Annotated in this window: 22 protein-coding genes; 6 read left to right on the top strand and 16 right to left on the bottom strand. The window is 66.5% G+C overall.

The features are described 5' to 3' along the window. Positions 1-34: 34 nt before the first annotated feature. On the bottom strand, positions 35-835 hold the full coding sequence (locus ACQY46_RS13270; protein WP_428696514.1) for an ABC transporter substrate-binding protein: 801 nt from the start codon (positions 833-835) through the stop codon (positions 35-37). A 179-nt stretch (positions 836-1,014) separates the two neighbouring features. Between ACQY46_RS13270 and ACQY46_RS13265 the strand changes: the two genes are divergently transcribed. After that, positions 1,015-1,719 (top strand): FadR/GntR family transcriptional regulator, encoded by a 705-nt coding sequence (locus ACQY46_RS13265; RefSeq protein WP_428696513.1) that lies wholly within the window; start codon positions 1,015-1,017, stop codon positions 1,717-1,719. Between the two features lie 109 nt (positions 1,720-1,828). Here the strand turns inward: ACQY46_RS13265 and ACQY46_RS13260 are convergent, their stop codons facing one another. After that, positions 1,829-3,148: a ferredoxin reductase family protein gene (locus ACQY46_RS13260; RefSeq protein ID WP_428696512.1), complete on the bottom strand. Its 1,320-nt coding sequence runs from the start codon at positions 3,146-3,148 to the stop codon at positions 1,829-1,831. A gap of 161 nt (positions 3,149-3,309) precedes the next feature. On the opposite strand from ACQY46_RS13260, the gene ACQY46_RS13255 reads away from it, so the two are divergent. After that, positions 3,310-4,353 carry an SH3 domain-containing protein gene (locus ACQY46_RS13255; protein ID WP_428696511.1) on the top strand — a complete coding sequence of 348 codons (1,044 nt, stop codon included), beginning with the start codon at positions 3,310-3,312 and terminating at the stop codon, positions 4,351-4,353. Positions 4,354-4,412: 59 nt separating this feature from the next. Here the strand turns inward: ACQY46_RS13255 and gph are convergent, their stop codons facing one another. The 9 genes from gph to ACQY46_RS13210 all read right to left on the bottom strand — a co-directional run bounded on the left by gph (position 4,413) and on the right by ACQY46_RS13210 (position 13,752). Further along, positions 4,413-5,147 (bottom strand): phosphoglycolate phosphatase, encoded by a 735-nt coding sequence (gene gph / locus ACQY46_RS13250; RefSeq protein ID WP_428696510.1) that lies wholly within the window; start codon positions 5,145-5,147, stop codon positions 4,413-4,415. A gap of 144 nt (positions 5,148-5,291) precedes the next feature. Next, positions 5,292-6,773: a mannitol dehydrogenase family protein gene (locus ACQY46_RS13245; RefSeq protein ID WP_428696509.1), complete on the bottom strand. Its 1,482-nt coding sequence runs from the start codon at positions 6,771-6,773 to the stop codon at positions 5,292-5,294. An 81-nt stretch (positions 6,774-6,854) separates the two neighbouring features. Beyond that, positions 6,855-7,628 (bottom strand): L-iditol 2-dehydrogenase, encoded by a 774-nt coding sequence (locus ACQY46_RS13240; RefSeq protein WP_428696508.1) that lies wholly within the window; start codon positions 7,626-7,628, stop codon positions 6,855-6,857. Next, positions 7,625-8,623, bottom strand: a complete 999-nt coding sequence (locus ACQY46_RS13235) for an ABC transporter ATP-binding protein (protein ID WP_428696507.1) — start codon at positions 8,621-8,623, stop codon at positions 7,625-7,627. The genes ACQY46_RS13240 and ACQY46_RS13235 overlap by 4 nt, the downstream gene beginning before the upstream one ends. Before the next feature lie 11 nt (positions 8,624-8,634). Next, entirely contained in the window at positions 8,635-9,465 is an 831-nt protein-coding gene (locus ACQY46_RS13230) for a carbohydrate ABC transporter permease (RefSeq protein WP_428696506.1), read from the bottom strand. Between the two features lie 3 nt (positions 9,466-9,468). Beyond that, the gene (locus ACQY46_RS13225; RefSeq protein WP_417768389.1) at positions 9,469-10,341 is read right to left on the bottom strand and encodes a carbohydrate ABC transporter permease; all 873 of its coding nucleotides are present in this window, start codon (positions 10,339-10,341) and stop codon (positions 9,469-9,471) included. Between the two features lie 105 nt (positions 10,342-10,446). Further along, positions 10,447-11,760: an ABC transporter substrate-binding protein gene (locus ACQY46_RS13220; RefSeq protein WP_428696505.1), complete on the bottom strand. Its 1,314-nt coding sequence runs from the start codon at positions 11,758-11,760 to the stop codon at positions 10,447-10,449. Between the two features lie 322 nt (positions 11,761-12,082). Beyond that, positions 12,083-13,039 carry a sugar-binding transcriptional regulator gene (locus ACQY46_RS13215; protein WP_428700486.1) on the bottom strand — a complete coding sequence of 319 codons (957 nt, stop codon included), beginning with the start codon at positions 13,037-13,039 and terminating at the stop codon, positions 12,083-12,085. A 14-nt stretch (positions 13,040-13,053) separates the two neighbouring features. Beyond that, positions 13,054-13,752 (bottom strand): HAD family hydrolase, encoded by a 699-nt coding sequence (locus ACQY46_RS13210; RefSeq protein WP_428696504.1) that lies wholly within the window; start codon positions 13,750-13,752, stop codon positions 13,054-13,056. Positions 13,753-14,274: 522 nt separating this feature from the next. Here ACQY46_RS13210 and ACQY46_RS13205 point away from each other — a divergent pair. The 3 genes from ACQY46_RS13205 to ACQY46_RS13195 all read left to right on the top strand — a co-directional run bounded on the left by ACQY46_RS13205 (position 14,275) and on the right by ACQY46_RS13195 (position 17,356). Next, the gene (locus ACQY46_RS13205) at positions 14,275-14,694 is read left to right on the top strand and encodes a universal stress protein (RefSeq protein ID WP_428696503.1); all 420 of its coding nucleotides are present in this window, start codon (positions 14,275-14,277) and stop codon (positions 14,692-14,694) included. A 60-nt stretch (positions 14,695-14,754) separates the two neighbouring features. Then, positions 14,755-16,392 (top strand): BCCT family transporter, encoded by a 1,638-nt coding sequence (locus ACQY46_RS13200; RefSeq protein WP_428696502.1) that lies wholly within the window; start codon positions 14,755-14,757, stop codon positions 16,390-16,392. A 364-nt stretch (positions 16,393-16,756) separates the two neighbouring features. Further along, positions 16,757-17,356 carry a HupE/UreJ family protein gene (locus tag ACQY46_RS13195; RefSeq protein ID WP_428696501.1) on the top strand — a complete coding sequence of 200 codons (600 nt, stop codon included), beginning with the start codon at positions 16,757-16,759 and terminating at the stop codon, positions 17,354-17,356. A 196-nt stretch (positions 17,357-17,552) separates the two neighbouring features. Here ACQY46_RS13195 and iolB read toward each other — a convergent pair whose 3' ends face one another. From iolB to ACQY46_RS13175, 4 genes are all read right to left on the bottom strand, one after another. Then, positions 17,553-18,359, bottom strand: a complete 807-nt coding sequence (gene iolB / locus ACQY46_RS13190; RefSeq protein ID WP_428696500.1) for a 5-deoxy-glucuronate isomerase — start codon at positions 18,357-18,359, stop codon at positions 17,553-17,555. Positions 18,360-18,490: 131 nt separating this feature from the next. Beyond that, complete coding sequence (iolE, locus tag ACQY46_RS13185) at positions 18,491-19,390, bottom strand: myo-inosose-2 dehydratase (RefSeq protein WP_428696499.1); 900 nt, start codon at positions 19,388-19,390, stop codon at positions 18,491-18,493. Between the two features lie 61 nt (positions 19,391-19,451). Continuing rightward, the gene (gene iolD, locus ACQY46_RS13180; protein WP_428696498.1) at positions 19,452-21,278 is read right to left on the bottom strand and encodes a 3D-(3,5/4)-trihydroxycyclohexane-1,2-dione acylhydrolase (decyclizing); all 1,827 of its coding nucleotides are present in this window, start codon (positions 21,276-21,278) and stop codon (positions 19,452-19,454) included. Further along, positions 21,275-23,257, bottom strand: coding sequence for a bifunctional 5-dehydro-2-deoxygluconokinase/5-dehydro-2-deoxyphosphogluconate aldolase (locus ACQY46_RS13175; RefSeq protein WP_428696497.1), 1,983 nt, complete (start codon positions 23,255-23,257; stop codon positions 21,275-21,277). Before ACQY46_RS13175 ends, iolD begins: the two co-directional genes overlap by 4 nt. A 715-nt stretch (positions 23,258-23,972) precedes the next feature. On the opposite strand from ACQY46_RS13175, the gene ACQY46_RS13170 reads away from it, so the two are divergent. Continuing rightward, entirely contained in the window at positions 23,973-25,457 is a 1,485-nt protein-coding gene (locus tag ACQY46_RS13170; RefSeq protein WP_428696496.1) for a DEAD/DEAH box helicase, read from the top strand. 89 nt (positions 25,458-25,546) lie between these two features. Here ACQY46_RS13170 and ACQY46_RS13165 read toward each other — a convergent pair whose 3' ends face one another. Continuing rightward, positions 25,547-26,395 (bottom strand): fumarylacetoacetate hydrolase family protein, encoded by an 849-nt coding sequence (locus ACQY46_RS13165; RefSeq protein WP_428696495.1) that lies wholly within the window; start codon positions 26,393-26,395, stop codon positions 25,547-25,549. Positions 26,396-26,498 lie beyond the last annotated feature (103 nt).

Below are 26,498 nucleotides of genomic sequence, written 5' to 3'. Positions count from 1 at the left end.
GTGGCGCGAAGCCGCGCCCGCAGGTCTTCCGGGATCAGTCCAGCTTCGGCATGTCCAGGACCTTGACGGTCGAGGTCGTGTCCTCCGGCGTCGCGCCGAACCACTTCTCGTGAAGGGAGGCGACGACGCCCTCCTTCTTCAGGGCCGTCAGCACGTCGTTGACCTCGCCGGCCAGCGGCGCATCCTTGGCGAACATCATGGAGTACTTCTCGCCGGTCTCGATACGCTCGACGACCGCAAGGTTCGGTTTGTCCTTGGTGTAGTAGAGCAGCGCCGGGATATCGCTGACATAGCCGTCGATCCGGCCAGCGGCCAGGTCGAGCATCGCAGGCGCCAGCCCCTCGTAGCGGCGGATCTCCGTGAAGCCCTTGGCGTCGGTATTGGCGGTGGCCCACATGTCGCCGGTGGAGCCGGTGTCGACGCCGATCACCTTGCCCTTCATGTCGCCCGTCGATTTGAGACCGCTGGCCGCCGTCACCGTCAGCGACTGGTCGCTGTCATAGTAGGGCTGGGCGAAGGTCACAGATTCCAGGCGCTTCTGCGTGATGGTGATCGACGACACCGCGATGTCGATGCGGCCCGACTGGACAGCGGAGAACAGGCCGTTGAACGGGATGTTCTCGAAGGCGACGGTCTTGCCGAGACGGCTCGCGACCTCGGTGACGAGATCGATCTCGAAACCGACGGTCTTGCCGCTCTCGTCCTGGAACTCCCAGGGCACGTTGCCGATATTCGCGCCGACCGTGAGGTCGGCGGCAAACGAGGAAGCGGCGGGAGCGGCGATGGCGAAAAGGCCGGCGAAAACGGCGGATTTCATGAGCGTGCGGAACTGCATGATTGGTCCTCTGGTGCGATTTTTCTTTATTTGGTCTAACTGGTCTGACCAGTTAGACCAAATAACCCCTATGCAGCGACGGATGCAAGGTGGAAAGTTGCGTTTCACGGAACCCGCCTTGGCCGGGCCGTTCAAAAAACCGTCGCCGGGAAGGCGACAAAAAGGGCGAAAAGAGCGGAATGTTCACCCGGACACCGGTGCCGCAAAGCGTGGCGAGAAAACTCCAGACGATGATTCTGGACGGCGAACTGAAGGCTGGAGAGAAGATCCCCTCTCAGCGCGAACTCTCGGAGCGTTTCGGGATCAGCCGCGCGTCCTTGCGCGAGGCGTTGCTGACGCTGGAGACCGTCGGCCTGGTAAAGACCGAGGCGGGGCGCGGCACGTTCGTCGCCGGCACCTCCCCCTCGTCCTCCAAGACGATGGCCGAATGGCGCTACTCGCGGGACTACTCGCTGCGCGAGGTGTTCGAAACCCGCTACATGCTGGAGAGCGAGATCGCCGCGCGGGCGGCCGGACGGATAGGCCGGGAGGATCTCGACCTTCTGGCCCGGCTGACGGACGACATGGAGCGCTCCTGGGCGGGACGCGACTATCTCGCCAATGTGGAAGCGGACCTGCATTTTCACGAGATCATCGCGCGGGGATGCGCCAACCGGATGCTTGGCGAGCTCTACGGCCGGGTCCGCGAACAGCTGACCGAGACCCAGCGGCAGCCGATCCCGATCACCGACCCGGTGCGCATGCAGGCCTCCGTCGGCGAACACCGCCGCCTGGTCGCCGCGCTGGAACGCGGCGATGCCGAGGCCGCCCGAAAGGCGATGGCCGATCATGTCGCCAACACCGCCGCCTGCGCCGGCTATTCGGTCGGGCCCGCTCCTGCCTGAGCCGCTCGCTCACCTCAGGGCAAACACCAGGATCGCGATGCCGGCAATCGCGTTCAGGGTCCAGTAGAGGGCAAGGATGCGCGCTTTCGACGAGCGCGGGCGGCGGGCGTCAGTCATAGCGGAACCTCTCCGACAGGATCTGCCCGGGGGAAACGCCGAGATCGAGCAGCGCCTCCTCGACGGTTTCCATCATCGCCGGCGGCCCGCACAGGACATAGAGCCAGTCCCGGTGACACGGCTCGGCGAAGAGCCGGCCGACAAGCGCGGCATCGATCATGCCGGTCTCCCCGCTCCAGTCCGCCGGCGGCTCGCTGACCACCTGCACCACCTCCGTGTGGTGGGTACGGCGCATGCGGGCAAGATCCTCGGTGCCGGCGATCTGCGCCGCTGTCCTGTTGCCGTAGACCAGCATCGTCGGCCGCATGTCGCCATCGAGCTCCAGCTGCCGCAGCAGGCCGAGCATCGGTGCGATGCCGACGCCACCGGCGATGAAGGCAATGCCTGGCTCGCGCCGGCCCGCGATCGTCAGGTGGCCATGCGGGCCGTCGACATGGGCGCGCGCGCCCGGCGACACCTCGCCGACCGTCGCGGTGAGGTCGCCGAGCTCCTTGATGACGAAGCGCAGCAAAGGCCCGTCGCCGGGCGCGGAGGCGATCGAGAACGGGTTCTCCTTCAGCGAGAAGGCCTGTCCCGACAGGCCTATCCAGGCGAACTGGCCGGCCTTGTGGCGGAGCCCGTCATGGCCGTCGGGCGCAAGTATCAGCTCCCAGGTGCGATCCGCAAGGCTGGCGACGCGTTCCACACGCCACGGCCGCCGCATCTTGAGCAACGGCTTCACGGCATAGACATAGGCAAGCGACAGGACGCTGATCGCCAGCAACCCGCTCCACAACCCCGCAAGCAGCGGGTCCTGGCTGTAGCGGCCGGCATGCAGGGCATGAACCTGCACGAGAACGGCGATCGCGAGGGCTCCCAGACCATGCAGAAGCCGCCAGGTCTCATAGGTCCAGGAGATGCGGTCGCGCCCGATCGACAGCAGTACGAAGGCAGGCAGCAGAATGAAGGCGAAGACACCTGCGACGAGCCCTTCCGCCTCGAAGGTCAGCGTCAGCTGGCGGCTCGGATCGTAGGGCAAGGGCCGTGCGAAGGGCAGCGTGTACAGAAAGGGATGGATGAGCGCGAGCGCCAGCGCGGTGCGGGCCAGAAGCTGGTGAAAGCGCATGGTGATGTCGAGGCCGACACGCCCGGAAATGCTCCGAAAGCGGCCGGACAGCACGAATTCCATGAGCAGGATCGCGTAGGCGAGGAGACCGGCGGCGGACGCGATCTCGTCCATCACCGGACGGGGCGGCCGCAGGCTTGCAGCCGCCAGCGCCAGCGGGGCTGCGGCAACCGCCAGGTAAAGCAGGATCAATGCTATGCCCGGCATGCTCTCCTCCCGTTGCGTGCAGCCTCATCATAGGCGAGGTGCCTTGCCCGGCAATACCGGCAAACGCTGACGAGGATATTGCGCGTCCGCTCCCGGACCTGCCTCCAGCGCGTCACAATCCGCATCATAAGGTGGCGCTGGTTTTGGCGGAGGACGTTGCGATGAAGGGTTTTTTCCAGGTTCTTGCGATGCTTGCCGCGCTCCTGTCCGTCCATGGCACGGCAGCGGCGCAGGACGTGCGCAGCGAACGGTTGCGCTTCGCGCCGGGCACGAACGGCGCACAGGTTGAGGGACGCATCAGCGGCTTTGAAAGCGTCGACTATGTCCTGGGCGCAAGGGCCGGCCAGCGCCTCGACGTCGCGCTTCAAAGCCGCAACCGCTTCGCCTATTTCAACGTGCTGGCACCGGGCAGCGACCGCGCCATTTTCATCGGCTCCCGCGATGGTGCGCGCTTCGATGCGGCCCTGCCGGCATCCGGCGACTACCGCATCCGCGTCTACCTGATGCGCAATGCCGCAAGGCGAAACGAGCGTGCCCGCTATTCGCTCTCCGTTTCGGTGGAGGGCCGGCCTGCGGAGCGGCCCCGGCGCCCTGCCCCGGACTACGCCGACGGCCTGGCCGGCGGCCCCGACTTCTGGGAAGTGACCGGTGTTGGCGGGCGCGACTACCTCAACGTCCGCACCGGTCCCGGCACCCGCAATCCGGTGATCGCCCGGCTCTCCGACGGTGACGTGTTGCGCAATCTCGGCTGCCGCATGGTGGACGGTCAGCGCTGGTGCAATGTCGAGCGCCCGCGCGGCGGCGATGCCGGCTGGGTCGCAGGCACCTATCTGCGCGAGGCAAGCATCCAGCCTCGCCCCGGCAGGCCCGAGCCGCCCCAGCGCCCCGGACGCCCGTCCCGCCCCGACCCGGAGCCGGATGCGCATGGCCCCGACTTCTGGGAGGTGACCGGTATCGGCGGGCGCGACTATCTCAACGTCCGTACCGGCCCCGGCACCCGCAATCCGGTGATCGCACGGCTCTCCGACGGCGAGGTGCTGCGCAACCTCGGCTGCCGCATGGTCGACGGCCAGCGCTGGTGCAATGTCGAGCGCCCGCGCGGCGGCGATGCCGGCTGGGTGGCCGCCGCCTTCCTGCGCGAGGCTGCCTCGCAGCCGCAACCGGGCCGCCCCGAGCGCCCGCGCAGGCCCCGTTTCGATCGCTGATCATCGCAGGCCTGGCCGGACGATTGTCCGCGCCAGGCCTGTGCTTCCCGCGCCTGACGTCAGGCCAGCGCTGCCTGGCCGTCGAGAAGGGCCAGCAGGTCCGGCAACCCGTCGATGACAAGGTCCGCGCCGAGTTCTTCCGCCGGCACGGTCGTATAGCCGCCGCGCACCACGATGACGCGCATTCCGGCGGCGCGCGCCGAGGCCACGTCGGCGGAACTGTCACCCACCATCACCGCATCGTCGGCCGAGGCGCCGAGAGCCGCGGCCGCGTGCAACAGCATCTCCGGTTCCGGCTTGCGGGTGGCGCAGGTGTCACCGCCGACCACGGCCGCGACATGCGCATCCATGCCGAAATGCACCAGGATTTCACGCGAGAAGGCCTCGGGCTTGTTGGTGACGACGGCGAGCTTCAGGCCGGCACGAACGCTGTCCTCCAGCACGTCCATCGCGCCCGGCAAAGGCACGGTTCGTCCGGTCAGGTTGTCCGCGTAGATGCCCATCATCCGGGAGGTCATTGCGGCATGCGCCTCCGCGTCGAGACTGCGCCCGCGGGCGATGAAGACACGATCGACCAGCTTGGGGATGCCGTGGCCGACCATGGCGCGCACCTCGTCGACGCCGAGCGGCTCGAAGCCTTCGCTTTCCAGCAGCAGGTTGGCTGCGCGCGCAATGTCCGGCACGCTGTCGACCAGTGTTCCGTCGAGATCGAAAAGCAGTGCCGAAACACCCGTCATCGCCTTGTCGCCGGTCTTTCGGCCTGTCTTTCGGCCTGTCTTTCCAGTCACGCTCACGCAACATCCTTCCATCTGAACGAACGCCCTTCAGGGCGATCCGGACAGGCAAGGCATGGCGCTTGCGGCGCGGACCGCAAACGGGAACTCATGCCGTCCGGATTCCCGGGCGGACAATAAGGCGGTCGCTTGCGGGAAACAATGTCAGCCGGAGACCCTGGCCCCGGCATAGGCGGCGAGCGTCCCGCGTACCCCGTCTCGCCAGAGCGCGGCGAGCGCCCCGGCGAATGCGCCGGCGAAGGACGGGTCGGCGGCAAGGTCACCGAACACGCTCACCATCTCGAGGAAGGCCTGCGGGCGGTCGCGGGCGGCCGTGGCACGCTCGCGCAGCTCGTCCCGCCGTTCGTCGGCGATCTCAATCGCCTCCCCCGCCTCGCCCGTTCCCGCGCAGTACCGGCACCACAGGGCCACCTCGAGCGCCAGCCCGTCGATGGAAGCGCCCGCACGAAGCCTGTCGCGCAGGGTGGGGAGGACGAATTTCGGCTGGCGGTTGGATCCGTCGAGGCAGAGCCTTGGAACCGTGTCGCCGACCTCCGGGTTGGCGAAACGCTCCTCGACCACCTGGAAATAGGCATCGAAATCCACGCCCGGAATGGGGGCGAGCGTCGGGATCACTTCCCGGCGGGTGAGATGGCGCAGGAAGGCCGCCACATCGGGGTCCGACATCGCGTCGTGGACGAAGTGATGTCCAAGCAGTGCGCCAGGATAGGCAATCGCCGCATGTCCCCCGTTGAGAATACGCAGCTTCATCAATTCGTGAGCGGCCACGTCGGAGACGAATTCGACGCCGACCTCTTCCAGCCGCGGACGGCCGGTGGGAAAGTCATCCTCCATCACCCATTGACGGAACGGCTCGCAGACGACAGGCGCCGTGTCGTCGAGACGGAAGCGCTCGCGCAGCAACTGCCGCTCGCGGTCCGACGTCGCCGGCGTGATGCAGTCGACCATGCTGTTGGGAAAGGCAACATTCGCGCCGATCCACTGTGCCAGGTCCGGATCGATCAGCCGCGCCAGCCCCAGCATCGTGGCCCGGGTGACATGCCCGTTTTCCGGAAGGTTGTCGCAGGACATCACCGTGAACGGCGCGGTGCCCGCGGCATGACGGGCGCGCAGCGCGGCGATCAGGATGCCGAAAACGCTTTGCGGACGGTCCGGCTGCCCTGCATCGGCAACCATGTCGGGATGGCCGGCGTCGAAACCCCCGGTCGTCGCATCGACATAATAGCCGCCTTCCGTGATCGTCAGCGAGACGATGCGGATCTCGGGGCGTTTCAGCGTCGCGACAAGCCCGTCCGGGTCGATCTCCGTGAAGTCGACCATCGCTCCCGTGACCCGCGCCGTCAGGCCGCCGGGATCGAGCTCGATGACGCTCGACAGCCAGTCCTGGCGGGCGAGCCGCTCGCGCATCGCCGCGTCGCCCGGCCTGACGCCGGCTCCGATCACGGCCCAATCGTGGTCGATCCCCTTGTTGAAGAGACGATCCAGATAGACGATCTGATGGGCCCGGTGGAAATTGCCGACGCCGATATGAACGATGCCGGGCGAGAGCGCGCCGCGCGCATAGGCGGGTCTTGCGACCTCGTCGCCCAGATCGAGCAGGCTTGAAAGGGACAGGCTGGTCGTCACGTTCGCCTCGAATTGATGCAGGGTCGGCCGCTGTCGGAGGAACGGACGACCTCTCGCTTGGAAAGGAAGAGCGGGGAGCGCTCAGTTCATCCAGTTGCCGCCGTCGACATTGTAGGTCTGGGCGACCACATAGGCGCTCTCCGGCCCGGCCAGGAAGACCGCCATGCCGGTCAGGTCCTCCGCCGTGCCCATCCGCCCATAGGGCACCGCCTCGCCGACGAGCCGCTTCTTCTCGCCGGGCGCCCTGCCCTCGTGTCTGGCGAAGAGCGCGTCGACGCCCTCCCAGTGCTCGCCGTCGACGACGCCGGGCGCGATGGCGTTGACGTTGATGCCGTGGCGGATGAGGTCGAGCCCGGCCGACTGGGTCAGGCTGATGACGGCCGCCTTGCTGGCGCAGTAGACCGCGACCAGGGGCTCGCCCCGCCGTCCCGCCTGGCTGGCCATGTTGATGATCCGCCCGCCGCGCCCGCGCGCGATCATCACTTTTGCCACGGCCTGCAGCGTGAACAGGCAGCCGGCGACATTGACGGAAAACAGCCGCTCGAAGCTCGCCCGCGTGATCTCGACAATCGGCGCGAGATCGAACAGGGCGGCATTGTTGACGAGGATGTCGATCCCCCCGAAGGCACGGTCGACCTCGGCCACCGCCGCCTCGATGGAGGCCTGGTCGGTGACATCGAGGCGTATTGCCATCGCACCGCCGCCGATGGCGCCGGCGACCTCGTTCGCGCCCTCCAGATTGATATCGGCGACCGCGACCCTTGCCCCTTCGCGCGCATAGGCCTCGGCGAAGGCCCGGCCGATGCCGCGTGCCGCGCCGGTGACGAGCGCGGTCTTGCCCTCAAGCCGCGTCATCGCACCGCCAGTCCGTTCTCGTCGAAGCGATGCAGGTGCTCGGGCATTGGCGAGAGGCGCACCGCATCGCCATGGCTGACGCCGGCCTCGCCCTGGACTCGCACCGTCAGCGGGTCGAGCCCTTCCACATGAACATGCAGGAACGTGTCGGAGCCCAGATGTTCGGCAACCCCGACCCGGCCGCTCCAGATCCCGTCCGGCGCAAGCAGCAGGTGCTCCGGGCGGATGCCGATCGTATGGGCGCCGTGCTCCGCCGCCTTCTCGCCCGGGATGATGTTCATCTTCGGCGATCCGATGAAGCCGGCGACGAAGAGGTTGCGCGGCGCCCGATAAAGCTCCAGCGGCGAGCCGACCTGCTCGATGCGACCGGCCCTGAGGACCACGATCTTGTCGGCCATGGTCATCGCCTCGACCTGGTCGTGGGTGACGTAGACCATCGTCGTCTTCAGCGACTGGTGCAGTTCGGAGATCTCCAGCCGCATGTTGACGCGCAGGGCCGCATCAAGGTTGGAGAGCGGCTCGTCGAAGAGGAAGGCGTCCGGCTCGCGCACGATGGCGCGGCCGATGGCAACGCGCTGGCGCTGGCCGCCGGAAAGCTGTCCGGGACGGCGGTCGAGATAGTCGGTGAGGTTCAGCGTCGCCGCCGCCGCGTTGACCCGCCGCTCCTGCTCGGCCGGGTCCATCTTGGCCATCTTCAGCGGGAAGGCGATGTTCTTGCGCACGCTCATGTGCGGATAGAGCGCGTAGGACTGGAACACCATGGCGAGGCCGCGTTTCGCCGGCGGCACATCCGTCGCCGGCCTGCCGTCGATCTCGATATGACCGCCGGAGACGTCCTCGAGCCCTGCGATCAGGCGCAGGAGCGTCGACTTTCCGCAGCCCGAGGGGCCGACGAAGACGACGAACTCGCCGTCCTCGATATCAAGGTCGAGCGCCGGGATGACTTCGACGTCGCCAAAGGTCTTGGTGACCTGCCTGAGAGAGATCTTGCCCATGTTCCGGGTCCTTACTTGACGGCGCCGAAGGTGAGACCGCGCACCAGCTGCTTCTGGCTGAACCAGCCGAGAATCAGGATCGGGGCGATGGCCAGCGTCGAGGCGGCGGAGAGCTTGGCGTAGAAGAGGCCTTCAGGGCTCGAGTAGCTGGCGATGAAGGCGGTCAGGGGAGCGGCCTTGGCCGCCGTCAGGTTGAGCGTCCAGAACGCCTCGTTCCAGGCGAGGATGACGTTCAGAAGCAGCGTCGAGGCGATGCCGGGCACCGCCATCGGCGTCAGCACATAGACCACCTCGTCCCACAGCGAGGCACCGTCCATGCGTGCCGCCTCGAGGATCTCGCCCGGGATCTCCTTGAAGTAGGTGAAGAGCATCCAGACGATGATCGGCAGGTTGATCAGCGTCAGCACCACCACGAGGCCGATGCGCGTGTCGAGCAGGCCGAAGTCGCGGAACATCAGGTAGATCGGGATCAGCACGCCGACCGGCGGCAGCATCTTGGTCGACAGCATCCACATCAGGATGTCCTTGGTGCGCTTCGCCGGAACGAAGGCCATCGACCAGGCAGCCGGAATGGCGATCAAGAGGCCGAGCAAGGTCGAGCCGAGCGAGATGATCACCGAATTCATGAAGTGCAAGGGGTAGTTGGAGCGGGAGTTGACCTCCGCGTAGTTCTCCAGCGTCCAGTCGAAGGCGATGAACGAGGGCGGCGAGGCGATGGCCTCGGCCTCGGTCTTGAAGCTCGTCAGGATCGTCCAGAGGATCGGGAAGAAGATCGCCAGTCCGATCACCCACGCGATCACCGTGACGACAAGCTGGCGGCGGCCGGAAACACGACGTGCCATGGATCAGGCCTCCAGGTTCTTGCCGATCATCCGCATCAGGAAGATCGCGACGATATTGGCGAGGATAACGGCAACGATGCCGCCAGCGGATCCGCCGCCCACGTCGAACTGAAGCAGCGACTGGGCGTAGACGAGATAGGTGATGTTGGTCGAGGCGTAGCCCGGTCCGCCATTGGTGGTCACCAGGATCTCGGCGAAGACCGACAAGAGGAAAATCGTCTGGATCAGGATCACCACGGTGATCGCCCGCGACATGTGCGGCAGCACGATGTGAATGAAGCGGCTGCCGAACCCGGCGCCGTCCATTTCGGAGGCCTCGAGCTGTTCCTGGTCCAGCGACTGCAGCGCCGTCAGCAGGATCAGCGTGGCGAAGGGCAGCCACTGCCAGGCGACGATGAGGATGATGGAGAAGAGCGGCGCGTGCGACAGGAAGTCGAACGGCTCAAGCCCCAGCCCCTTGGCGAGATGCGCGAAGAGGCCGTTGACCGGGTTCATGAACATGTTCTTCCACACCAGCGCCGAGACGGTGGGCATGACGAAGAACGGCGCGATCACGAGGATGCGCACGATCCCCTGCCCCCACATCGGCTGGTCGAGCAGCAGCGCCAGAGCCGTGCCGCCGACAATGGTGATGACCAGCACGCCGCCGACGAGCAGGAGCGTGTTGGCCAGCGCCTCGAAGAAGGCGGGGTCGGTGAGGAAGAACTCGTAATTGGCGAAGCCGACGAACTGTTCCATCCCCGGCATCAAGAGGTTGTAGCTGAGGAAGGAGAAGTAGATCGTCATCGACAGCGGCACGATCATCCAGCCGAGCAGAAGCAGAACGGCAGGTGATAGCATGAGCCGCGCCGCGGCACGGGAATGAGCGGTTGCCATGGGTCGAACCCGTTCGGATCATCGGTTTTCGGGGATCGCGGGGCCGGCCTGTGGCGGCCGGCCCGGTTGTTTCGTCCGGTTGTCTTGCCCGGTGTTCTGGCCCGGTTACTTGATGTAGCCGGCCCGCTTCATCGTGCGCTCCGTGGTCGCCTGCGCGTTCTGCAGGGCCTGGTCGATGCTGACCGAACCGGCGAGCGCCGCCGAGAACTGCTGCCCGACCGCGGTACCCAGGCCCTGGAACTCGGGGATGGCGACGAACTGGACGCCGACATAGGGCACTTCGTCGACCGTCGGGTTCTGCGGATCGGCCGCATTGATGCTTTCAAGCGTCATGCGGGCGAAGGGCGCGGCCTCCAGGTATTCCGGGTTCTCGTAGAGCGAGGTGCGGGTGCCGGGGGGAACGTTCGCCCAGCCTTCCTTCTCGGCGACGAGCGCCAGATAGTCCTTCGAGGTTGCCCAGGCAATGAACGTCTTGGCCGCCTCGGTCTTCTGCGAACCGGCCGGAATGGCGAGGTTCCAGGCCCACAGCCAGTTGCCGCGCTTGCCCAGCCCCTTGTCGGGCGCAAGGGCGAAGCCGACCTTGTCGGCGACCGTGCTGTCATCCGGATTGGTGACGAAGGAGGCGGCCACCGTGGCGTCGATCCACATGCCGCACTTGCCGGTCTGGAACAGCGACAGGTTCTCGTTGAAACCGTTGTTGGAGGCGCCCGGAGGGCCGTAATTGTTCATCAGGTCGAGATAGTCGGTCAGCGTCGCCTTCCAGGCCTCGCCGTCGAACTGCGGCTTCCACTCCATGTCGAACCACTTGGCGCCGTAGGAATTGGCCATGGCGGAGAGGAAGGCCATGTTCTCGCCCCAGCCGGCCTTGCCGCGCAGGCAGATGCCGTAGACCTCGCCGGCCTTGTCCGTCATCGCGGCGGCGGCCTGCTTGATGAAGTCCCAGCTGGGCGCATCCGGCATTTCCAGCCCGGCCTTCTGCATCAGGTCCTTGCGGTACATGACCATCGAGCTTTCGCCGTAGAAGGGCGCCGCGTAGAGCTTGCCGTCGACGGTCAGGCCGCCGCGGATCGCCGGCAGCAGGTCGTCGACGTCATAGTCGGCGCCGAGGTCGTCGAGCTCGACCAGCCAGCCCTGCTTGGCCCAGATCGGCGCCTCGTAGGTGCCGATGGTCATGATGTCGTACTGGCCGCCCTTGGTGGCAATGTCGGTCGTCACGCGCTGACGCAGGACGTTCTCCTCGAGCGTCACCCACTCCAGCTCGATGCCCGGGTTCTTCGAGGTGAAGTCGTCGGTCAGCTTCTGCATGCGGATCATGTCGCCATTGTTGACCGTGGCGATGGTGAGCTTCTCGCCGAGCGCCGGGCCGGCCGCGAGCGTGATGGCGGTCGCGCCCAGCAGGGCACGGATAAGAGTGGTCATGAGTTCCTCCCAGATGCCCGTGGGCATTTGCTAATTTTGCGGGCAAATACTCACAAAACGCGCAAAGGCCGTCAAGCGGGCGCAAGGGTCCGTACGGCAACTTTCGTTGCTGCGCTGCAAAACACACTGACTTTACAGATAGATGCAGATGACCCTTGAACGAACGCCATTGGCCCGGCCGCCCCTTGGGAGCCTGTTTTCGCCGCGCTGCGCCACACTCATTGCTCGAAATCGAGGCGTTCACCGCCCGTTTGGCGAGCAGGACCGGTCCTGGCCCGGACAGGTTTCACTTGCCCGAGCGGTCCGGGTTCCCCACCCCGGGTCAGCGTGCGAGCAGGCGCTCGGCGGTAAGCTCGTTGGTGATCAGGCCGTTGACGATGCACCCGCGCAGCGCGCCCAGCATGGCGTCGACCTTGGCCTCCCCGGCGGCGATGGCAATGATCGGCTTCTCCGGGGAGCGTGCCAGCGGCGCGCTGGCGACGAGGTCGTTGGTCAACCCCTCGATCAGGTCGCCGTCGCGGCCATAGACCCAACTGGTGATCTCGCCGATGGCACCGGCGGCGGTGAGGGCCGCCATCTCGTCGCGGCTGACGAAGCCGTCGACAAAAAGCGGTGCGGTCTCGCCCATGTTGCCAACGCCGACGAAGGTCACATCGGCGTCCTTGGCCAGTTCCAGGATGTTGTGAACCGGCTCCTGGTTGTGCAGGAGCTCGCGCTCCCGTTTCGAGCGGGCGAAGACGGGCAACGGCATCGGGTAATGGCGCGCATTGACCCGGTCGGCCATGCGGATGATGACGTTGTAGGCGGAGGCCGAGCCGTCCGACATCATGTTGCCGAGCAGCGAGACCACCTTGTGCTGCGGGCAGTCCATCGTCGGCAACTGGTCGATCGAGGCCCTGAGCGCACGGCCCGTGCCGAAGGCGATGATCTTCGGTTCCTGCGACTTGAGATGACGCTCCATCTCGCTCGCCGCCGCCTGGGCTATGCCGACGATGGAGGACGGCGTCGCCGGATCGCTCGGCACCACTTCGCAGCTTTGCAGGGGAAACCGCTCTCGCAGCTTCTGCGCCAGTTCCATGCAACGGGCGATGGGATGGTCGAGACGCACCTTGACCAGCCGTTCGGTGACGGCGAGCGACACGAGCCGCTGCGCCGATTGCCGGGACACGCCGAGCTTGCGGGCGATCTCGTCCTGGGTGTTGCCGGCAACGTAATAGAGCCAGCCGGCCCGGGCGGCCTCGTCTAGACGGCTTGTGTCATTGTCGTTCTTGCCGGCCATGCTGTCGCGCCCCGTCACGTCTTCCCGAGTTCTGGGGCCATATCAAAGAAAGCATCCCAATTGTCAAAAAACGGCAATGGCGGAGACAGCACCGCGTCCGAGCGGTCGAGATGCGACCCGCCGATGAAGTGCCAGACCGACATGCCGGCGGCGCGCGCCGCCTCGAGACCCGGCAGGCTGTCCTCGATGACCAGGCAGCGGGCGGGATCGACACCGCATTGCGCCGCCGCATGCAGGAAAAGATCCGGCGCAGGCTTGCCGTTGGCGACCTGCGAGGCGGTGAACACGTCTCCTCCGAAAAAGCGATCCAGCCCGGAGAGTTGCAGGGAGCGACCGGCTCTTTGCGGGCTGCTGCTGGTGGCGACGCAAGCGCGCACGGCAAGGCGCTCCAGCACCTCGACGATGCCGTTGACCGGCTTCAGCTCGCGCTCGAAGGCGGCGAGCAGCCGCGCCCGGTAGTCGCTCTCGAAAGTCTCCGGCAGGCGGACCTGAAAATCCTGGCGGATGCTCTCGGCGACGCGCGGAAAGCTGCGACCGAGGAAATGCGCCTTGAAATAGGGAAAGCCGACGGCAACGCCCGCCTCGTCCAGCGCCGCCATCAGGACGCGCGCGCTGATGATCTCGCTGTCGATGAGGACGCCGTCACAATCGAAGATCACCAACTCGATGCCGGCGGCGGGCAGAAGGCCGTCGCGCACCGGTTCAGTCAACACCGTGATTCTCACAAACCGTCTTCCCTGCTCGCGGTCGCCCGCATGCCCTCGATCACGTTCCAGGGCCTGGAGGCAGTGCCGCAATAGAGCGTTTCCTTGTCGCAAGTCCCGACGTCAACATGCACCAGACAGGGTATCCTTCAAGTCCGATTGTTAGCCGCGCGCTTTCTGCAAGAAATCGTCCTTACGCAAGGTAAGTTTGCACGGATGGAGCGAGTATGGCAGATTTGATGACGCATATCGAACACGCTTGCAGGCAACCCGTTTCCTGCCTGATGCTTCAGTCGATTGGAAAAGGGTCTTCAACACGAAGTACCCTGAGGCCGGTGTCGCTTCATGCGGCACGATATCGTCACGCATATCGACGGCCGCAAACAATAAGGGCTCATGCAGTTCCCGGGGTGCGACACACGCAGGTGATGTCACTCGCCCGTCCTTGCATTTGCTTGCAGGATTTACATCAGGCGCTTCGCGGCGTGTTACGCACGAGTGAATTTATCAACAGCACCGGGTGAAAGTATCATGTACAAGAAGATAATCGTTCCAGTCGACTTGGCACATGTAAGCCGCCTGCACAAAGTCTTGAAAACCGCCGCCGATCTTGGGCGCCACTACAATGCACCGGTTTGCTATGTGGGTGTAATATCTCCCTTGCCGGGCAGCGTCGCACGATCTCCTTCGGAATTCTCGGAAAAGCTCGGCGCATTTGCAAGCAAGCAAGGCGAAGAGTACGGCATAGGCACCTCAAGCCATGCCGTGACAAGCCACGACCCCGCCGTCGACCTGGATGACGCGCTCCTCACGGCGATCGCCGACACCGGAGCGGATCTGGTCGTGATGGCCTCGCACATTCCCAACGTCGCCGACTACATCTGGCCGTCAAACGGCGGAACGATCGCCAGTCATTCATCGGCATCCGTATTCGTCGTGCGCGGCGAATGATGTTTCACGGCTCCCGCAGACCCTAGACATCTGCCGGAAATCACCAACAGAGGATACAGAATGTCAGACCAGAACAGCGCCACCGGAATCCCAGAACCGGAAGGCGCGGCCGATATCATCGACACAGAATTCGAGATCGGCCAGCACAACCTGGAGGGCAATGTCGGGCCGTTCGGCTTCGACATCCACAATCCGGTTTTCCTCATTTCCGGACTGTCGATCGTCGCCTTCGTCCTTTACGCGCTCGCGGCGCCCGAACAGGCAGCCAGCTTCTTCGGCTGGCTGCGGCCGATGCTGACCAGCACCTTCGACTGGTTCTTCCTGACCGCCGCCAACATCTTCGTGCTGTTCTGCCTGTTCCTGATCGTCAGCCCCTGGGGCAGCGTTCGGCTCGGCGGCAAGGATGCGCGCCCCGACTACAATTACCTCGGCTGGTTCGCGATGCTTTTCGCCGCCGGCATGGGCATCGGCCTGATGTTCTTCGGCGTGCTCGAGCCGGTCTATCACATGGCGATTTCCGAACCGCTCGGCGTGCCCTCGCCGTTCGCGGCCGACGGCTCGATCATCCCGGAGAACGTCGCGGCGGCCAAGCAGATGGGCCTTGCGGCGACGATCTATCACTGGGGCCTGCACCCCTGGGCGATCTACGCCGTGGTGGCGCTGGCGCTGGCGCTGTTTTCCTTCAACAAGGGACTGCCGCTGTCGATCCGCTCCGCCTTCTATCCGATCTTCGGCGAGCGCGTCTGGGGCTGGACCGGCCACATCATCGACACGCTGGCGGTCTTCGCGACGCTGTTCGGGCTGGCCACCTCGCTGGGTCTCGGCGCCCAGCAGGCCAATGCGGGCCTTGAGCATGTCTATGGCATCCCGAACTCGATCACCGTCCAGGTGATCCTGATCATCGTCATCACCTCGATCGCGCTGATCTCCGTGCTGCGCGGCCTCGACGGCGGCGTCAAGGTGCTGTCCGAGATCAACATGGTGATCGCTGCGCTGCTGCTGCTTTTCGTGCTGTTCGCCGGGCCGACCGCAGCCATTCTCAGCGACTTCGTCACCGGCCTCGTTGCCTATGCCACCGACCTTCCCGGCCTGTCGAACCCGGTCGGACGAACCGATGACGGCTACCGCGAGGGCTGGACGGCCTTCTACTGGGCCTGGTGGATTTCCTGGTCGCCGTTCGTCGGCATGTTCATCGCCCGGGTCAGCCGCGGCCGCACGGTGCGCGAGTTCATCACCTGCGTGCTGATCATCCCCTCGCTTGTCTGCGTCCTGTGGATGGCCGTCTTCGGCGGCGTTGCCATCGACCAGGTGCTGACCGATCCCGCGAGCGCGGTGAAGGCCAATGTCATCGACAGCTACAGCCCGGAGCTTTCGCTCTTCGCCATGCTCGAGGGCCTGCCCCTGTCGGCGATCACCTCGACGATCGGCATCGTGCTGGTGATCGTCTTCTTCGTCACCTCGTCCGATTCCGGCTCGCTGGTGATCGACACGATCACCGCCGGCGGCAAGGTCGACGCGCCGGTGCCGCAGCGGGTGTTCTGGTGCACCTTCGAGGGACTGGTGGCGATCGTGCTGCTGATCGGCGGCGGACTGAGTTCGCTGCAGGCGATGGTGATCTCGACGGGCCTGCCCTTCACCCTGGTGCTGCTCCTGATGTGCGTCGCGATCTTCCGCGGCCTGCAGACGGAAGAGCGCTAGGCAAGGCCGCTGCCGGACGCACAACAGTTCGGCACCAGCAACGACCAGGGGCGCGACCTGCCGGCCGCGCCTCTTTTTCGTGCACTTTACCGGCCGGAAAACGCGCGCCCCGCCTGTCTCGTGGAGACGGGAAATGACCGGAACTGGACGTTTTTTGAACTTGTCAGGCCGTGACAACCGGCCCTAGCATTGCGCAGCGACAGTCTCCGTGAACCGAACCGCGCCCAACCCGAGGCAAAGCAGGGCAAGCCCCCTTCCCGGACCGCGGTTCAAACGGTACACGATGACGCCAGCATGTTAGGAACCGCGACAGCGTGACCCATACCGGGGCGCCTGATCGACTTGAACAAAGGATCGACCGCAGATGACCACTTTCGCCAAGCCCGCCGCCCTTCTTGCCGCCGGCGCGCTGTTCTTGACCGGCGCGACGCCGGCGCTCGCCCATCTCAATCCGGGAGAGCACGGCTCCTTCGCCGCCGGCTTCTCGCATCCGCTTTTCGGCGCCGACCACATCCTGGCGATGGTCGCGGTCGGCCTGTGGGCCTGGCAGATCGGCGGCAAGGCCGTCTACGCCGTGCCGGCCGCCTTCGTGGTGACGATGCTTGCCGGTTTCGGCCTCGCGCTTGCCGGCGTCAGCCTGCCCTTCGTCGAGCCGGCGATCCTCGCCTCGGTGGTCGCGCTCGGCCTGCTGGTGGCCCTCGCCGTGCGCCTTCCGGTGATGGCATCGGCCGCCGTCGTCGCCGTCTTCGCGCTGTTTCACGGCTATGCCCATGGCGGGGAAATCGGGTCCGCGACCCAGGCCGCCTACGGTGCCGGCTTTGCCGCCGCGACGGTCCTCCTGCATGCCGCCGGCGTGGCGCTCGGCTACGGCCTCGGCGTTCTCGCCTCGTCCAAGGGCCGGGCCGTGACACGGGTTCTGGGCGGACTGACGGCGCTTGCCGGCGCGGCGCTGATCTACGGCTGACGGGCACGCGGGACAGTACAATCTCGACAATTCCGACGTCGGATTTGCGAGAAATTGTCGCAAATATTTTCGAAATTGCATCATGCGATATCGAAAACGGCAAGGCCCGGCGGAAAACCGTCCGGGCCTTGCTTTTTCGTATCCCGCGAAACGACACTTGTCCCCGCCCTCGCCAGAGCGATTAGACTGTGCTTCCTCAGGCCCCGGCGTCGCGCTTCGCGATCCAGTCGTGGTCGGGGTGGTTCTGGAAGCGCCATTTGCGCAAGGGGCCGGCCATGACGTTGAGATAATACATCTCGTAGCCATGCGGCGCGCCGCAGGGGTGATGCCCCTTCGGCACCAGCACCACATCGCCGTCGGACACGGCCATGGTCTCGTCGAGGGAGCCGTCCTCGGTGAAGACCCGCTGGAAGCCGAAACCGGTCGCCGGATCGAGGCGGTGGTAATAGGTCTCCTCCAGATAGGTCATGTCCGGGAAATTGTCCTCGTCATGCCGGTGCGGGGGGTAGGAGGACCAGTTGCCGGCCGGCGTGAACACCTCCGTCACCAGAAGGCTGTCGGCGACGTCCTTGTCCTCCATGGCGATCGGATGGATATGGCGGGTGTTGGCACCCTTGCCGCGGGTTTCGAAGCCGATATCCGAAATGACGGCCGCCTCGTGCCCGCCCTCGCCCGGCGCGGTGCATACGGCAAGGGTCACATCGGTGGTCGCCCGCGCCTCCCAGGAGGAGCCGTTCGGCACGTAGAGGCAATGGGGCTTCGTCTTCTCGAAGACGCTCATCCGCTCGCCCATCTCGCCGAAAGAAGTGCCGCCGGCGGAGAGTTCCGCCCTGCCCTCGACAAGGACGAGGATCGCCTCGCGCCCGCCGGTCGCCTCGGAAACGCTCTCGCCCGGCGCAAGCCGGTGGAGCGCAAAGCCGACATAGGACCAGCCGGCGCTTTCAGGCGTGATGTCATGCACCTTGCCGTGGGTCCCTGCCGGTTTCACCAAGAGATCGGCCATGTGATTGTCCTTTCCGTCTTTGCCCCGGGGGAAACCCCAGGCGGATCAAATCGCTGCTCCCCCGTCTGTCCCCTGGCGGGGACATCTCCCCCTCAAGGGGGGGAGAGATGCGCGAGGGTCACCGTCCCGTCTCAGCCCTTGTCGAGGCCCGTCTCGCGGGCCATCGCCTTCAGCGCCTCAAGGCCCATCGACTGGTAGGTGACCGGGTCGCGGACGACCGGATCCTGCTCCGCCTCGATGACCAGCCAGCCGGAATAATCGTGGGCGGCGGCGGTCGAGAGCACCGGCGCGAAGTCGACCGCGCCGTCCGGGTCGCCCGGCACGGTGAAAACGCCGCGGCGCACGCCCTCCAGGAAGCTGAGACCCTGCGAGCGGACCTCTTCCATGAGGTCGGGACGCACGTTCTTGGCGTGGATATGGGAGACCCGGGTCATGTGCTTCTCGGCAAGGCGGGCCGGATCGCCGCCGCCGAAATAGGCGTGACCGGTGTCGAGCAGCAGGCGGGTGGCGGGGCCGGTCAGTTCCATCAGGCGATCGATCTCATCCTCGCTCTCAATGATGGTGCCCATGTGGTGATGGTAGACGAGCGGCACGCCCTCGCTCGCGCAATGGGCGGCGACCTTCTCAAGGTCCTCGCAGAAACGGGCGAAGCGCTCCGCATCGAGGCGCGGGCGGTCGTTGACCGCGACGCCGTCATTGCCATGCACGGCGTTGGAGGTCTCGCAGGCGATCAGAACGGGCGAGCCCATTGCCTTGAGGCGGGCAAGGTGTTCGCCTATCGCCTCGATCTCCGTGTCGGCGGAGCGGGTGAGCAGATGCAGCGAGTACCAGGCGGAGACGAATTTCAGTCCGTGCGGCTCAAGCGTCGCGGCAAGCTCCGCCGGATCGACCGGGAACTTGTGGCCGTTCTCGATGCCGTCGAAGCCGATTTCGGCCGCCTGCGACAGGCACGTCTGGAGGGAGATATGCGCGCCGAGCGTCTGGTCGTCGTCATTGGACCAGGCGATCGGATTGGTGCCGTAAAGGATCATGGCGAGGTCTTTCGAAAAGGCGGCGGCAGGCCGCCGGGTGTTCAGGGTCGGGGTCCTGGCCCTAGGCGTTTCTCTCCTTCACCGCCGCCTCGTAACCGGCACGGGCGGCGCGGACCTCGGCGCGATCCGAAACCTCGGGAACGGCGACATCCCACCAATGGCCGCCCGCCTGTGTCGTTGCCAGCGGATCGGTGTCGATGACGATGACATGGCTGCGGTCGGAGGCGCGGGCGCGGACAAGCGCCGTCTCCAACGCCGCGATGCCGTCGACCTTCTCGGCAATCGCCCCCATGGAGGCGGCATGGGCGGCGAAGTCGATGGCGCTCGGCACCGCGTGACGGGCGGTGTCGAGCAGGTTGTTGAAGCTCTCCCCGCCGGTCGCCATCTGCAGCCGGTTGATGCAGCCGTAGCCGCGATTGTCGAGCAGCACGACGACCAGTTTGTGACCGAGCATCACGGAGGTGGCGAGCTCGGAATTCATCATCATGTAGGAGCCGTCGCCGACCATGACGACGACCTCGCGGTCCGGATGCGCCATCTTGGCGCCGAGCCCGCCGGCGATCTCATAGCCCATGCAGGAGAAACCGTATTCCATGTGATAGCCGTTGGGGCGCGAGGCCTTCCACAGCTTGTGCAACTCGCCCGGCAGGCCGCCGGCGGCACACAGCACGATGGCATTCTCGTCCGTGCCGCGCTGGACCGCGCCGATGACCTGCGCATCGCTCGGCAGGGCATTGCCCGACGGGGCGGCGGTCGCCGCGTCGACAGCGGCGATCCAATCACTCTTCAACGAGGGAGCCGGCGGCTCCGCCCGGTGATCGCCAAGCGCGGCCGTCAGGTCCTCCAGCGCGGCGCGGGCATCGGCGACAAGCGGCAGCGCGCCATGCTTGGCGGCATCGAAACCGGTGACATTGATCGACAGGATACGGCAGGCGGGATTGCCGAACAGCGCCCAGGACCCTGTGGTGAAATCCTGGAAGCGGGTGCCGATGCCGATGACGAGATCCGCCTTTTCGGCAACCGCATTGGCCGCCGAGGACCCGGTGACGCCGATGGAGCCGAGATTGAGCGGGTGATCCCAGGCGAGCGACGACTTGCCGGCCTGCGTCTCCGCGACGGGGATATCGTGGCGCGTGGCGAAGTCGGCCAGCGCCTCGCCGGCGCCGGAATAGAGCACGCCGCCGCCGGCAATGACGAGCGGGGTCTTCGCCGCGCGGATCGCCGCGACGGCGGCCGCCAGTTCGTCCGCATCGGGACGCGGCCGGCGGCGGCGCCAGACACGCGGGGCGAAGAAGTCTTCCGGCCAGTCGAAGGCTTCCGCCTGCACGTCCTGGCAGAAGGCGAGCGTCACGGGACCGCATTCTGCCGGGTCGGTCAGCACCGACATGGCGCGCGGCAGGGCGGCGAGAAGCTGCCCGGGCCGGGTGATGCGGTCGAAATAGCGCGACACCGGGCGGAAGCAGTCATTGGCCGAGACAGTGCCGTCGGCGAAGGCCTCGACCTGCTGCAAGACGGGATCGGGCGCACGGCCGGCAAAGACGTCGCCCGGCACGAGAAGCACCGGTAACCGGTTGACATGGGCAAGCGCGGCGGCCGTCACCATGTTGGTGGCGCCGGGGCCGATGGAGGTGGTGACCATCATCGCCTGGGCGCGGTTGACGGCCTTGGCATAGGCGATCGCCGCATGGGCCATGCCCTGCTCGTTGTGGCCGCGCCAGGTGGGAAAGGCATCGCCCGCGCCCTGCAGCGCCTCGCCGAGGCCGGCGACATTGCCGTGACCGAAGATCGCCCAGCAGCCGGGAACGAGCGGTTCGCCCGCGTCATTCTCCTGGGCAATCAGAAAGCGCACCATGGCCTGCGCGGCGGTGAGACGGATGGTCTGGGTCATGTCGGCTCTCCAGGGGAAACAGTGACGGCCCGGCCGCGCGCCCCGTCCCAGATGGCGCACAGCCTGGCAAATGTCGAGGCCATTGCCACCACCGCTTCCTCGTCGCCGATCTCGCCCGCAAGCCAGTTCTCGGCCGGCTCCAGGAAGATCGTGCGCCCCACGGCAAAGCCCTTGACCAGCGGAAAACGGGCGGCGGCCTCGAAGCTGGCGGCGAGCTCGTGCAGGGGCGCGTCGAGGCCAAGCACCACGATACCGCGCACATGGGGATCGTAGCGCTCGATCACGGCCGAGGTCTGCGCCCATCCGGCCTCGCTCGTCATCGGCTCCAGCTTCCACCAGTCGGGGAAGACGCCGATCTCGTAGAAGCGCTCGATGACCCGCGCCGTGGTGGTGTCGTCGACGGAGGCGACCTTGGAGGGGATCACCTCGAGCAGGAATTCCAGCGCGTTGGCGCGCGCCGCACGGGCAAGGCGCAGGATCGTCTCCTCCTGGCTTGCCTTCGTCGCCGCATCGTCATCCGGATGGTAGAAGCACAGCACCTTGACGACGTGATCCACCGGCCATTCGGCAAGCGCAGAGCCGTAATCAGCGCCGATCTCCAGTTCCAGCGGGCGCGAGCCCGGGCGCTCGACGGGACGGGCTATCCACAGGCCGGTGCCGGCCGCGCGAAACAGCGCCTCCTCGCCGAGCCGGCCGTCGCACAGGATGCCGTAGCCCGCACGGCCCGCCTGCACCCGGCGCGCAGCCTCCAGGCAGAGCGTCTTGAAATGCGGGATGCGCGAGGGGTCGGCATCGAGATCGCAGGCAAGATCCTCCAACTGCATGCGATGGTCGAAGGCAAAGACCCGCATCACCGACCAGTCGCCGCCATGGGAGCGGTGCCGGTTGGTCGACCAGTGGATCTGCTCCAGCTCCGCATCCTTGCGCAGGGCCGGCACGCGCACACCGCGTTCCAGGAAGAAGGACAGTTCCTCCCAGCTCGGATAGGACGGCGTGCAGCCGTGACGGGAGACGGCGAGCGCGCCGCAGGCATTGGCATAGGTGAGCGCCCGCTCCCAGCCCTCGCCCCTCAGCCAGCCGCGCAAAAGGCCGGACATGAAGCCGTCGCCGGCGCCGAGCACATTGAACACCTCGATGGGGAAGCCGGGGCCGGAAATGCCCTCATCGAGATCGTCGGGGATGGCGCCCTCGAAGGCGACGGCGCCCATCGGTCCGCGCTTGCAGACAAGCGTCGCGGAGGAGACGGCGCGCACGGCGCGCAAGGCGGCGAGCGTGTCGGTGCTGCCGCCGGCGATGTGGAACTCCTCCTCCGTGCCGACAATCAGGTCGAAGAGGGAAAGATGCGCCTGCAGCTTGGCGGTGACGTCGGGCGAGGCGATGAAACGGCTCTCGCCCGCATCGTGCCCGGCCAGGCCCCAGAGATTGGGCCGGTAGTCGATGTCGAGTGCGGTCCGGGCGCCGTTCCCCCGCGCCAGGCGCAGCGCCTTCAGGACGGCGGCTTCCGTGCGCGGATGGGACAGGTGCGTGCCGGTGACGGTGACGCAACCGGCCTCGGCGATGAAGGCCGGGTCGATGTCGCCCTCCTCCAATGCCATGTCGGCGCAGTTCTCGCGGTAGAAGATCAACGGAAACTGTTCGCGGTCGCGAATCCCCAGAAGCACCAGCGCGGTGAGACGTTCGGGATCGGTCTTCACACCGCGCACGTCGACTCCCTCGCGGGCGAGCTCCTCGCGGATGAAACGGCCCATATGCTCGTCGCCGACGCGGGTGATGAGCGCGGATCGCAGGCCCAGACGCGCGGTGCCGGCAGCCATGTTGGTGGGCGAGCCGCCGATATACTTGGCAAAGCCGCGCATGTCCTCGAGCCGGCCGCCGACCTGGGCGCCGTAAAGATCGACCGAGGAGCGGCCGATGGTGATGACGTCAAGCGGCCGGTCGCCCCTGCCCGCGCCGGTTTTCGCGGATGTTGTGGCCGCCACGACCGCCTCCCCCTTGCCTTCTGTCTTGCCTGATGCCTAGCCTGATGCCGGGCCTGCTGTCGCGCTGGCCTGCGGCCGCTTGCTCAAAACGGAACATAAATTCCATTTCAGAGCCCCGCAACAGCTTTCTGGCCTTTTCCCGGGAAACCGGTGTCATGCAGCGACGCGGTCCGGCGGGCGCGGGCGGGCATTTCCGGCGCCCCGCCTTCACCATTTCACCCACAGTGTCAGACCGTTAGATATCTTCGAGAAGATTCGCGGAAGTCGCGAAACGCGCCCGCTCGTTGCTCGCGTGCGATCAAGGGACGCCTGCCGGCACCGCAGTTCCGGCAGCCGGAGATCGGCACGGATGCGCCGGAACGGCGGCAGGTATTCACCGGGTCGTCACCTCGCCTGTCAGCGGAACCGCCCATTGGTGGAGATTTATGGAATTTTTGTTCCAGATCGGAGCGCGAATGATTTCCGTTGCGCCGCAGCATGATCTGTGGTCTACCGACCTGCGACGGCGTCCGCGTAGAGACACGACCTTTCGTGCACGGCGCCCCGCGAAGCAACCTTCCTCCCGATCGTTGCCCAGAAGCCGCTCCAAGAGACACCGCCCGGCGGTGCGAGCGCATCCTCAAGGCAGCTGATCTGCGCAAGCTCCCTTCATTGTAAGACACGGACCGCGACCGGCCGCCCAATGATGGCGTGCGGGCGCGAGCAAGGAGTCCGCTTGACCACGTTCAACGACCTCGGCCTCGCCGAGCCGATCCTCAAGGCCATTGCGGCCGAGGGATATACCAGCCCGACGCCGATCCAGGCCCAGGGCATTCCCGCGATCCTGTCCGGTTCCGACGTGATGGGCCTTGCCCAGACCGGCACCGGCAAGACCGCGGCGTTCGTGCTGCCGCTGCTGCATCGCATCGCGACGCAGAACCTGCGCGCGGATCCGAAGACCTGCACCTCGCTGATCCTGGCACCGACGCGCGAGCTCGCCTCGCAGATCGCCGACAGCATCCGCGCCTACGGACAGAAGATGCGCCATTCGGCCACCGTCGTCACCGGCGGCGTGCGGCCGATGCCGCAGATCCGCGCCCTGTCGCGCGGCGTCGACATTGTCGTCGCAACCCCGGGCCGCCTGATCGACCACATGCAGACGGGTGCGGTGCGCCTCGACCGGACGACCACGATCGTGCTCGACGAAGCCGATCACATGCTCGACCTCGGCTTCCTGCCGGCGATCCGCCAGATCCTGGCGAGCCTGCCGCGCGAGCGCCAGACGATCCTGCTGTCGGCCACCATGCCCAAGCCGATCCGCGCGCTTGCCAACGACTTCCTGCACAACCCGCAGGAAATCGCGGTGGCCCCCGCCTCCAAGCCGATCGACCGGATCGAGCAGAAGGTGCTCCTGATCGAGCGCGACGCCAAGCGCCAGGCGCTGCTTGACGTGCTGCGCGGCGCCGACATGGACCGGGCGATCGTCTTCACCCGCACCAAGCATGGCGCCGACAAGGTGACCAAGCAGCTGGAACAGGCCGGCCTCTCGGCCTCGGCCATCCACGGCAACAAGAGCCAGGGACAGCGCCAGCGCACGCTGGACTCGTTCCGCGCCGGCCGCACGCCGATCCTCGTCGCCACCGATATCGCGGCGCGCGGCATCGATGTCGACGGCGTCTCGCATGTGGTCAACTATGAGCTGCCGAACGTGCCGGAGGCCTATGTGCACCGCATCGGCCGGACCGCGCGTGCCGGGACGAGCGGCATCGCCGTGTCGTTCTGCGACCGCGAGGAGCGTCCGTTCTTGCGCGACATCGAGCGGCTGATCGGCAAGACGCTGGTCGAGCGCGACGATGACGGCCCCTCCGGCGGCGCCCGCAAGCCCGCTCGCGGTGGCGGCGGCGGCGGTCGTGGCCAGCAGCAGCGCAAGCCCTTCCGCCCGCGCATCGAGGGCGAAGGCCGCACGGAGCGTCCGCGATTTGCCCGTGACGGGCAGCGCGCCGACGGCACGCGCGGCGAGACCAATGGCGATCAGCGCGGCGAGTACCGCGGCGGTGGCCAGCGCAAGGACAAGGCGCATGCCGGTCCGGGTGCGGAAGGCCGTCGCGAGGGTTTTCGCGCAGGCCCGCGCGGCAATGCCCGTGACGGTGCCGGCAACGGCAATGGCAATGGCGGCAACCGCGGACGCGTCCGCAGTCCCCGCTCGGTCAATGCCGGCTGATCCGGCCAGCTGAAACCAGATACGAAATCAACGCCAAAACAACGCCGGCGCGGGCCTCCCGCGCCGGCGTTTTCGTGTCTGTTGCCCGCTCAACCGGCGGCGCGGACGCTCTGGCGCTGGATGCCGAGGCCCTCGATGCCGAGCTCGAGACGGTCGCCGGCCTTCAGATAGACCGGATCCGGCTTGATCCCCATGCCGACGCCCGGCGGCGTGCCGGTGGAGATGACGTCGCCCGGATGCAGGCTCATCATCTGCGACAGGTAGGAGATCACATGGGCGACACCGTAGATCATGGTCGCCGTGGAGCCCGACTGCATCCGCTTGCCGTTGAGATCGAGATACATGGAAAGCGCCTGCGGATCGGCGACCTCGTCGCGAGTGACGAGCCAGGGGCCGAGCGGGCCGAACGTGTCGGCCGACTTGCCTTTGGTCCACTGCCCGGCGCGCTTGGTCTGGAAGTCGCGCTCGGACACATCGTTGGCAACGCAATAGCCGGCGACATGGGAGAGCGCGTCCGCCTCCGACACGTATTTGGCGTGGCGGCCGATGACGACGGCAAGCTCCACCTCCCAGTCGGTGGCGCTTGACCCGCGCGGCAGTTCGATGCCGTCATCGGGGCCGCAGATCGCCGAGGTCGCCTTCATGAAGACGATGGGCTCGGGCGGCACGGCAAGGCCGGCCTCCGCCGCATGGTCCGAATAGTTGAGGCCGATGCAGATGAACTTGCCGACATGGCCGACGCAGGGGCCGAGGCGCGGATCGCCCGCAACCAGCGGCAGGGAGGCGGGATCGAGCGCGGCGATGCGCGCCAGTGCCTCGTCGGAAAGCACCGCACCGGCGACATCGTCGACATGGGCGGAGAGATCGCGGACGCGGCCGTCGGCGTCGACAAGGCCGGGGCGCTCGGAGCCGGCGGGTCCGTAACGGACGAGTTTCATGGAAGGCTCTCCCTTTGGGGTGTTCGCGCGATCCGGGAATCGCTTTTCCGCGATGGGTGTCGTGATCTTAGGCATTGGCAGGCAATGAGCAATCGCTGCCGGG

Source organism: Stappia sp. (assembly GCF_965276915.1).
Lineage (GTDB): Bacteria > Pseudomonadota > Alphaproteobacteria > Rhizobiales > Stappiaceae > Stappia.
The sequence above is the reverse complement of the archived record's forward strand: the minus strand, read 5'-3'. Positions and strand labels throughout refer to the sequence as shown.